Source organism: Mycobacterium sp., assembly GCF_052144515.1.
In the GTDB taxonomy this organism is placed as follows: domain Bacteria; phylum Actinomycetota; class Actinomycetes; order Mycobacteriales; family Mycobacteriaceae; genus Mycobacterium.
Genome location: NZ_JBKQQD010000513.1, coordinates 1 through 10,044 on the forward strand (window position 1 = coordinate 1; position 10,044 = coordinate 10,044).

Annotated in this window: 9 protein-coding genes; 5 read left to right on the top strand and 4 right to left on the bottom strand. The window is 62.2% G+C overall.

What is annotated here, in order from left to right; genetic code table 11:
- The 4 genes from ACLP9N_RS34560 to ACLP9N_RS34575 all read right to left on the bottom strand — a co-directional run.
- On the bottom strand, positions 1 to 299 hold a 299-nt coding region (locus ACLP9N_RS34560; RefSeq protein ID WP_442411616.1), incomplete at its 3' end, for an ATP-binding cassette domain-containing protein.
- Positions 300 to 404: 105 nt separating this feature from the next.
- Positions 405 to 1,406, bottom strand: coding sequence for a Gfo/Idh/MocA family protein (locus ACLP9N_RS34565; RefSeq protein ID WP_442411609.1), 1,002 nt, complete (start codon positions 1,404 to 1,406; stop codon positions 405 to 407).
- A 51-nt stretch (positions 1,407 to 1,457) separates the two neighbouring features.
- Positions 1,458 to 2,717, bottom strand: coding sequence for a glycosyltransferase (locus tag ACLP9N_RS34570; protein ID WP_442411610.1), 1,260 nt, complete (start codon positions 2,715 to 2,717; stop codon positions 1,458 to 1,460).
- A gap of 102 nt (positions 2,718 to 2,819) precedes the next feature.
- Positions 2,820 to 3,800 carry a sulfotransferase family protein gene (locus tag ACLP9N_RS34575; protein WP_442411611.1) on the bottom strand — a complete coding sequence of 327 codons (981 nt, stop codon included), beginning with the start codon at positions 3,798 to 3,800 and terminating at the stop codon, positions 2,820 to 2,822.
- Between the two features lie 432 nt (positions 3,801 to 4,232).
- Here ACLP9N_RS34575 and ACLP9N_RS34580 point away from each other — a divergent pair, with 432 nt between their 5' ends.
- The 5 genes from ACLP9N_RS34580 to ACLP9N_RS34600 all read left to right on the top strand — a co-directional run.
- Positions 4,233 to 5,633 carry a hypothetical protein gene (locus ACLP9N_RS34580; protein ID WP_442411612.1) on the top strand — a complete coding sequence of 467 codons (1,401 nt, stop codon included), beginning with the start codon at positions 4,233 to 4,235 and terminating at the stop codon, positions 5,631 to 5,633.
- 209 nt (positions 5,634 to 5,842) lie between these two features.
- A complete protein-coding gene (locus tag ACLP9N_RS34585) occupies positions 5,843 to 5,998 on the top strand; it encodes a hypothetical protein (protein WP_442411613.1) in 156 nt (51 codons plus the stop codon).
- A complete protein-coding gene (locus ACLP9N_RS34590) occupies positions 5,995 to 6,417 on the top strand; it encodes an MmpS family transport accessory protein (RefSeq protein ID WP_442411617.1) in 423 nt (140 codons plus the stop codon). The genes ACLP9N_RS34585 and ACLP9N_RS34590 overlap by 4 nt, the downstream gene beginning before the upstream one ends.
- Positions 6,414 to 9,308: an MMPL/RND family transporter gene (locus ACLP9N_RS34595; RefSeq protein ID WP_442411614.1), complete on the top strand. Its 2,895-nt coding sequence runs from the start codon at positions 6,414 to 6,416 to the stop codon at positions 9,306 to 9,308. The genes ACLP9N_RS34590 and ACLP9N_RS34595 overlap by 4 nt, the downstream gene beginning before the upstream one ends.
- Before the next feature lie 164 nt (positions 9,309 to 9,472).
- On the top strand, positions 9,473 to 10,044 hold a 572-nt coding region (locus tag ACLP9N_RS34600), incomplete at its 3' end, for an MMPL family transporter (protein ID WP_442411615.1).

Genomic DNA, 10,044 nt, shown 5'->3' on the forward strand with positions numbered 1-10,044 from the left:
GCGCGCAGTTGCGCATGTTTGCGCCGCATGCCCCGCAGCCGGCCGAACAGCACCAGGTTCTCCCGCCCGGTGAGCTGCCAATCGAGCGCGGCGAGCTGCCCGGTACTCCCGATGCTTGCGCGTACCAGGGCGGGGTGTCGGACCACGTCGTATCCGGCCACGACTGCCTGCCCGGAGGTGGGCCGCAGCAGCGTGGACAGGATGTTGATCGTGGTCGTCTTACCGGCGCCGTTATGACCGAGCAGAGCGCAGATCGAGCCCGTGGACACCGAAAAGCTCACGCCCTGCAACGCGTACATTTTCCCGTCGAACGACTTGGTGACGCCGTCTAACTCAATCACAAATACACACGATACCGTGGGTGCAGGGTCTTCGAACCGTCGCTTGGGCGAACGGACTCGCGTTCAGGACGGCTTGCGGAGCGCAAGGCCGGCGGCCTGATAGATCGCATCGATGACGGTGTGGTTCTCGATCGCGTCTTGCGGTGTCGTCTTCACCGGTTCCCCGCGCAGCACCGCCGCGGCGAAAGCGTCCAGCTGATAATCGAAGGAGCTGCGGCGCGGGAAGCGCTCGACACGTTTGCTGTCGGCTGATCGGACCGAGAGCCGATGGAAAATCTGCGGTGCCGCTGGACTGAGCCAACGCAGCTCTCCGCGGTCACCCACCACCTTCGCACTCGCCCGGAACAGGTCCGACGACCACAGCGCGCAGCGGATCCGGCCCGTGTGCCCGCCGGCAAACCGCAACTCGGCCGTCATGGCGCGGTCCACCTCATGCCCGCGCAGCTTCGCCCGCGCCGAGACGACTTCCGGGGTCGCGCCGCCGAACGTGCGCACCATGTGGACCGCATAGCTTCCGGCGTCCATTGTCGCCCCTCCGGCAAGGGAGTAGTCGTAGACGTTGGCGTTGGAGGACTTCGGCAGCAGCACGCACACGGCGACATCCACTCGCTGCAGGGTGCCCAGCTCCCCGGAGGCAATGATCTGCTCGACGCGCAACGTCAACGGATGGTAGCGGTATTGGAGCCCTTCCATCACTACCCGGTCTGACGTGGCGGCCAGGTCGGCGATCTCGCGGGCCTCGGCGGCATTGGCGGTGAACGGCTTTTCGCACAGCACGTGCTTGCCCGCGGCCAGCGCGGCCCGGGTCCACCGGCCGTGCAAGCTGGTCGGCAGCACGATGTACACCGCATCCAGGTCCGGGTCGGCGACCAGCGCCTCGTAGCTGTCATGCGCCCGGGCGATGCCGTGTTCGGCGGCAAACGCTCGAGCACGCGACACATCGCGATCTGCCACCGCAGCCGCCACGACCTCGCTACTTCCCCGGGCCGGGTTGATGAGGGTCATCGGCGCAAAGCGGGAAGCACCCAAGATGCCGATCCGCACCGGGGCGCCGCTTTCAGACATGAAGCGCGATGCTAGCAGTCGATCTCGGTGGGTATCCCGTGATTCGGGCGGTCACGAGAGCCGGGCGAAATCTTCCAGGCGATCTGCGGCGGCCGCAACGCTGTCGGCGGGTTTGGTCATCCGGGTCGCGATCTCGCGGGCCCGGGCGACGTATTTCGGGGCCAGGATGGTACGGAGGTCCACGACCAGCGATTTCTCGGTAGTGCTCGAAAAGCGCCGGGCGGTGCCGACCTTCAGCCATTTGACCGCAGCTCCCCATATCAGCTGAACGTCCGCCATCCAGAGGATCAACGTGGGGACTCCGGCGCGCAGGCCCGCGGCCGTGGTGCCCGCGCCACCATGGTGCACGACCGCGCGGCAGGCCGGAAAGATCGCCGCGTAATTCACCGCACCCACCACCTTGACGTGGTCGAAATGTGGGACGTTGGTGAAGTCGGTCCAGCCGGCGCATACCAATGCCCGCTCCCCTAACTGCGCGCAGGCTGCGCCGATCATCGCGATCATGTCGGCCGGAGACTCGACCGGGATGCTGCCGAACCCGAAGCAAATCGGCGGCGTCCCCGCGGCAATCCACGAGGCTACCTCCTCATCGGCATCCGTTGGCAACTCCATCGTCAACGTGCCGACAAAGGGCCGCTGGCCATCCCATTTCGCCCACTCGGTCGCCAACCCGGGAAAACACACCTCGTCGTAGGCCTGGATCTCCAGCGCACCGCGTTCCGCGATCCGTCGCGGCACGGGTCCTTTTGCCTTCGGCAGGCCCAGTTCACGACGCTGCGCGTCCTGAACCTTCTTCACCCCGCGCCAGACCAGCCACTCGAACGCCGTCATCGCCGAGCGGATCAACGCCGCCGGCAGCTTCGGAATGAGCTGGCCGTTGACCCGTATCGGAAACCACAGCAGCGCGGCCAACGGAATGTCGCGATATTCCGCGACGTTGGCAGCGAGCTCCTCGTAACTCACGCCGGTCATCAGCACGTCGGCCCCGTCCACCAGCGACGTCAGCATCGTGCTCATCTCCCCCCAACACCGAATGCCGGGCTCGCGAGCTTCACGCAAAAACTCCCTCACGTCCCGGACCCGCCAGAAGTTCCGGAAGAAAAATCCCCAGAAGTCGCGCGTGTCTTCCAGCCACGCCCGCGTATCCGGCCCGTAAGCGACCGCCGCAAGCCCAACCTCCTCGGCGAAACCAATCAGGTCGGGCGGGACGGCCATGCGCACGTCGTGCCCTCGGCGCAACAGTTCACGACCAACAGCGACGCCGGGCTCGACATCGCCGCGTGTCCCATAGAAAGCCAGCACAAATCTCATCGCGAATCCGAGCCTTTCACTTCCCTTAAGCGCTATGCGAAATGCAGGCGTGAGCTGCGGCGAGCTGCATTCCAATCATTGTCTTAGCATCCGCCGGGCGGTCTAGGCCCACGTCCCCCTGCGCCGGTGAGCCAGTGCGAGGACCTCAAGGCTCAACTTCACCGCGAACGTCGGCATGAGCCAGGTGAGCTTGCGGTACCGTTCGAAATCCTCAAACACCCTCCGGAAACCACGTTCGCTCGCGCTATACGCCTCGTATACGCGATCCAGCTCAGATGCATCCCAGAGTTCGTCCCGCGCGGCCGCGGCGAGCGCTTCGTAGACCGCGGACATCCAGTCCGCGCCGAGGGGCTCTGCAACCGGGCCGCAGTGTCGGTGGTGCCGAAGATTCGGTGTGAGAAACCCGTCGATTGCGCCCTCATCCCGAGTGTCGAGATCGATCGCGAGCGCCTCAGAAATCCGGTCTATTTCCCGACGCCAGTCCTCGAGGAGGTTGGCGTAGTCGACGAACACGCGCGGCACGCCGCGCGTACCTCTCTCGGCCAGCAACGTGTATTTCAACCACGAAGCACTCGTGTACTCCGGCCCATTTTGAACGTAATTCTGACTGTTAGCGCGTCTTTCAAGCGACCCGATGACCTCCTGCAGGTGGCGCACCGCAACCACGGCCGCGATGTCGTAGCCGGCCAGACGTGCCGCCTCGAACCACATGCCAGACAGCGCAGTCATCTTCGGTTCCTTGATGACCATCAGCGGCGCGGCCGGCAACTTTTCGAGATACGCCTTGATCTTGGCGACGTACTGAGCGTTCTTTTCGACGTCGAACGCGCCTTCCTCCTGCGCGCGCAGCGTCGGGTCGTACCCGGAGCTGCCGTGGCGGCGCAGGATTACTTCGTTGAGATGGATTGCCGTACGCGGCTCCCAAAAGCCGCGCGGATTTTCCGAGCTGCCGCCCAACAGCCCGGGCGGGAGAGTACCGCCGCACAGCGAGAGAACCCGCGTGAGCGCAGAAGTTCCGGACCGGCCAAAGCCCAGCACGAACAGAGCGACCGGGCGGGTTCCGTTCTGCGCGTGGGGGATCACAAGCAGGAATCCGCGCTCGACGCCGCGTACGGCACCGGAACACGCTGGCCCACCGCAAGATGGCTCGGCAGCAGGCCAACCCTGCACCGTCGGTGCATCGGTTCGAAAAGCGTTCCGAAGCTGGCCACGGCGACATCATAAGGGGTGGCCCTGTCTGACGAGATCGATTTGGACGGCAGGCATCCGGGTTCGAGAAACGTACCGGCGCAAAAACTGCCGAGCCGCGAACAGATGTAAATAGTCCCGGTAACCGGAGGCGGTTTGGACACCGATGTAAGTCTCGTCCCCCCGGCGCCGTCGACCACGGCTGGGGTCTGGGCTATATATAAAAGGCCGAGCTGGAACGCCGGATCGGCTACGCTGAGCGTCCGTGACGAGGTGTACGCACCACTCGGCGTCACGAGCGAATCGAGTGTCATCGGAGGTTGATCAGTGCCACTCCGGATACGGCCCGCACGCGCACCCTCTACCAACCGCGCATCCAACGGCGAGCTGCGGCCGGACAATCGGCTGGCGTTGGTGGACCAAGCATTCTTTGCGGGGCATCGCGCCGCCGGCCAGAACGAAGCCATGCAGTGCGTGTGGGTTTATGAGCATGCTATCGACTTCGATGCGCTGCAGCGTTTACACCACAATCTCGGTCGCGGGTTGTTCGCACGGCGCATCGAGCGTTCGCCGCTGCCGTTCGCCCGGCATCGGTGGGTCTCAGATCCGGGGCCGTCGGACATCGATATCGCTGAGTGCGCCCGTCCACGCGCTGAACTCAGCGACTGGGCTGATGAACGCTCACAATTGCCTGTTGATCCGGAATGGGGACCCGGCTGGCATCTCGGCGTCCTCCCCCTTATGGACGGCTCAACCGCGGTCAGCATGGTGGTTTCCCACTACCTGCTCGACGGCATCGGGTCCCTCGTCGAGTTTGTTGGTACGCTCTTGGGCAACACGCGCGATCTTGGCTACCCGCCGCCGCGTTCACGCACTCGATTGCGCGCGGTGGTTCAGGATGCCCGCCAAACAGCGCGGGACGCACCCGAGGTTGCCCGGGCACTTATCACGGCGGCAAAACTGGCCCGTCGTCGCCAGCTTGGTATTGTCCGATTATCGCGACCCGTCGACGTCCGCGGAGGCGACGGCGATGCCCCTGTCGTGGTGCCCGGTATCACGATCTACATCGACCTGGATGATTGGGATGTTCGTGCGAAGACTCTTGGCGGAACAAGTAACACGCTGGCCGCCGGGTTGGCCGCGAAACTCGGGGAGCGCATGGGGTTCCGACATGACGGTGACGGCGCGGTCACCGCGCAACTCGTTGTGAGCGACCGCACCGAGGACGATACGCGTGCGGTCGCAGTGTCCTTTGCCCGCGTCAGTGTCGACCCGACGCGGGTAACGACGGATCTGCGTGACGCCCGCGCTGCCATCAAGCAGGCGCTGAAGACTCTCCGGGAAACGCCAGATGAGTCGTTGCAGCTCGCTGCGCTGACCCCGTTCACGCCGAGGCGGACGTGGAAACGGGCGGTCGATCTGGCGTCCGCCGACCCCGATCACCCGGTAGTTTGTTCTAACTTCGGCGACGTCCCGCTGGTGACCCGCCTCGATGGCACCGAGTGCGAGTACATGTACGCACGAGCGATTAACCAACATGCAACGCGACAGTGGCTTGAGCGAATGGGCGGCCGGTTGCAGCTGCTGTCTTACCGCTCGCCAGCGCTCGGCAAGTTCACCATCACCGTCCTCGCCTACCAACCGGGCGCCGAGAACACAAAGCCCGCTTTGCGTGAGCTGGTTGCGAGCACGCTCGCTGAGTTCGGCCTGACGGGCGAGATCGACTAACGAATCATCCCCGTGCGGCCCCGACGCAACGACACACACAGGGCCGAAAACCTGCGCCGCGCACCTGAGGTCGCATCGGGAAGCCACACTGAGAACTTCCTTAAATCGCGGACGGACCATTATGGTTTGCAACCGTTATTGCACTCGTGTCGGCTAGGGTGGTGCGGTGATTCGAGGCAACGTGCGAGATGTTAAGCCAGCGCGGTCCGATGTCGACATCGAGAGAGGCCGAGACGCTAGCCAACGGCGCGACCGCCGACGCATTCTTCTGCGACGTGCTCGCCAAGGTTCATCCACGCCGCGAGCACAAAATGGGTCCGGAAAGGGTCGTCGAAATCGGGGGGCTGTGTTTTTCCGAGTTCTGAGGCGACTGTGGATTCCGCTGGTCATACTGGTGGTGCTCGCCGCTGGAGGTTTGAGCGTGTCTCGGCTGCAAGGCGTCTTCGGCTCTGAGAAAAGCTTCTCGTACGCCGACACCAAAAATGACGAGGCCAAACCTTACAATCCCCAGCACATGAGGTACGAGGTCTTCGGACCGCCAGGGACCGTGGCCGTGATCAGCTATTTCGGCGCCAATGCTGACCCGCAGCATGCCGACGGGGTAAGCCTGCCGTGGTCGGTGGAGTTCGCGATCAACGCGGCAACGTCCATCGGAAGTGTCGCGGCTCAGGGCGATAGTGACACCATCGGCTGCCGCATCCTGGTGGAAGGCGTGGTCAAGGCGGAGAACATCTCGCACCACGAAGCGAGCGCCTTTACCTCCTGCATGCTGAAGGCCGCATGAGCACCCATCAACTGCACCGCAGTCCGCCATTTTTCGCGCGGATGATCCGTCGGCTTTCGGTGCCCATCATCTTGGCGTGGTTGGCGACCATCGCTTTCTTGATTATTTGCGTTCCCTCACTGGAGCAGGTCGCGCAAGAGCGTTCCATGTCGCTGTATCCCACCGATGCGCCGTACTTCAAAGCGGTAGTTCGTATGACTGCGGACTTCAAGCAATCTGATTCCGGCGGCACGCAGTCTGATTCCGGCGGCAATTCGGCGATGATCGTTTTGGAGGGTCAGCAAGCCCTCGGCGATGACGCCCACAAGTATTACGACCGTTTGATTGCACAGCTCAAAGACGATCCGAAGCATGTGCGGCACATTCAGAATTTCTGGGGTGACGAACTCACCAGAGGCGCCGCACAAAGCACCGATGGTAAAGCCGCCTATGTGCAGGTAGATATCGCCGGTAAACAGGGCCAGGCCTTGGGGAACGAATCGGTCGAAGCCCTCCGGCGCATCGTCGAACGGACGCCGGCCCCGGCGGGGGTCACGGCTTATGTCACCGGCCCCGCGGCGATCGCAGCGGACATGGGCCGCAGTGGCGACAGAACGGTGGCCACAGTCACTGTGGTGAGCCTGCTGGTGATCTTGATTACGTTGCTTATCGTCTACCGGTCGGTCATCACCGTAATTCTTTTGCTGCTCGTGGTCGGCGTCGAATTGCAGTTGGCCCGGGGTATCGTCGCATTGCTTGGCCACCAGGAAATTATCGATCTCAACACCTTCGCCGTGAATCTGTTGGTGTCTCTCGTGATCGCGGCCGGAACGGACTACGCGATATTTTTCGTCGGGCGGTATCAGGAGGCACGTCAGGCCGGCGAGGACAGGGAGACGGCCTACTACACCACATTCCGCGGGGTCACCAAGGTCGTTGTGGCGTCAGGTTTGACGATTGCCGGAGCACTTTTCTGCCTCAGCTTTACCCGGCTGCCCTCTTTCAGGGTCCTGGGAATCCCCTGCGCGGTGGGGGTAACGGTCGCCGTCGCGGTCGCGATCACGTTGGTTCCGGCAGTTCTCACCGTCGGAAGTCGTTTTGGTCTGTTCGAGCCGAAACGGAAAATCACGTATCGCGGATGGCGACGGGTAGGCACGGCGATCGTCCGTTGGCCCGCACCGATTGTTGTCGCGACGTCAGCGGTCGCGCTGGTCGGGCTATTGACACTGCCGGGGTATAAACCCAGCTACAACGACCAGCAGTTTATCCCCAAAGGAATATCCGCCAATCTGGGGTACGAGGCCGCAGCGCGGCATTTTCCCCCATCGGTAATGACGGTACCCGAGATACTGTTGGTCGAGACCGATCACGATCTGCGCAATCCGGCTGATTTCTTGGTATTGGACAAATTGGCCAAGGCCGCCCTCGCTGTTCCGGGCATTTCGAAGGTGCAGTCCGTTACCCGGCCCGAGGGAGCCCCGATAGCCCACACGACGCTACCGTATTTGCTCAGTATGCAAGAGGCCGGCCAGCAACAATTCATGCATTTCCAAAATGCGCGCATGGTCGATCTCCTCAAGCAGGCCGATATGCTATCGGAGGCGCTGAACATCATGCAACGCATGTATGGCCTGATGCAGCAGATGGTCGCCACGACGCATGACTTAGTGCATAAAACACATGATATGCAGGACCTCACGAACGAGTTGCGGCAAAACCTTGCGAATTTCGAGGATTTCTTCAGGCCGATCCGCACCTACTTCTACTGGGAAAAGCACTGCTACGACATTCCCCTCTGCTGGGCGCTGAGAAGCCTGTTCGAGCCGATCGACGGTGCTGACATGTTGACCGACAAGTTGGGCGAGGTGATAGTAGACCTCGATCAGATAAACGTAATCCTGCCGCAGGTGCTCGCCCAGTTTCCCCAGATGATCGCGATCACGCAGGCCTCGCGGAACATGCTGCTCACGATGCACAGCACCATGTCCGGGACCACCGGACAGATGGACGACGCTAACAGCAATCCGACTGCCATGGGCAAGGCGTTCGACACCGCCAAAAACGACGATTCTTTCTATCTACCGCCGGACGTGTTGAAGAACAAGGACTTCCAACGAGTCATGAACATATTCTTGTCCCCGGACGGGAAGTCTGCCCGCATGTTCATACTGCTCAAGAGCGATCCGGCGTCACCCGAGGGCATTTCGCGGGTCGATCCGATAAAGAGCGCGGCCGACGAGGCGCTCAAGGGAACTCCGCTGGAAGACTCGAAGGTCTATCTCGCCGGCACCGCAGCGATGGTGAAGGACGTGGTGCAGGGCTCCAGATACGATCTCGCGATCGCGGGAGTTGCCGCGCTCTGCCTTATTTTCATCGTCATGCTGATCGTCACGCGAAGTTTTGTTGCCGCCCTGGTTATCGTAGGCACGGTATTGCTTTCGCTGGGCGCGTCGTTCGGGCTCTCCGTATTCGTCTGGCAATATTTGCTCGGTATTCAATTACACTGGGCGGTACTCGTCATGTCCTTGATCGTTCTTTTGGCGGTAGGGTCTGACTACAATTTGTTGCTGGTAGCCCGGATGAAAGAGGAGATAGGCGCCGGCATAAACACCGGCATCATTCGTGCGATGGGTGGCACCGGCAAGGTCGTGACGTACGCCGGGCTGGTGTTCGCGTTCACCATGGGGTCGCTGATGGTCAGCGACCTGCGCAGTGTCGGTCAGTTGGGCACGACGATCGGTCTGGGGCTGCTGTTCGACACGCTGGTGGTGCGCGCGTTCATGACGCCCTCCATCGCCGCGCTGCTGGGACGCTGGTTCTGGTGGCCTCAGCAAGTGCGCCCCCGACCGGCCAGTGCGTTACTTCGGCCCACTGGGCCCCGTCCGTTGGTACGCGCCTTGTTGCTGAGATAGCAGCAGTAAGTGGCGGATTTCCAGTCATTTCCAGTCAGGGCAAAACCGGCAACCGTTGGGAGCATCGTGGCACAGAGCGATAGCGGCAGCAGTTCCTGCCGCTTCGAAGTGCACGGCGAGCATTCCGTTGCTGTCTACCCATTGAAGTACCCGGTGAAGGCTGCATGAGCACCGAACGCCCTCGGCCCCCCTTCGTAGCGCGGACGATCCGCGGGCTGTCACCATTCATCATTTTGGCGTGGGTGGCTTTGACCCTGGTTGTGACATTTGCGGTTCCACCGTTGGAGCAGGTCGGCGAACAGCATTCCGTACCACTGGCTCCTCAAGACGCACCGTCGGTGCGGGCCATGACGAGCATGGGCAAGGCCTTCAAAGAGTCCGATTCGGACAGTTTCGCAATGATCGTGTTAGAAGGGCGGCAACCGCTCGGGGATGACGTTCGTACGTATTATCGAGAATTAGTTCGTAATTTAAGAAATGACCCGCATGTGGAACACGTGCAGGATTTGTGGGGAGATCGACTCACCGCGTCGGGCGTGCAAAGCCCCGACGGCAAGGCCACATATGTGCAGTTGAATCTGGCCGGCAACCAAGGCACCACCTTGGCACAGCAATCCGTGGCGGCGGTCCGCAACATCGTAAAGCAGACGCCGCCTCCTCCCGGTGTCGAGGTCCATCTCACCGGCCCGGCAGCGCTCATTCCGGACATGCAGCGCAGTGGCGACGCATCACTTCT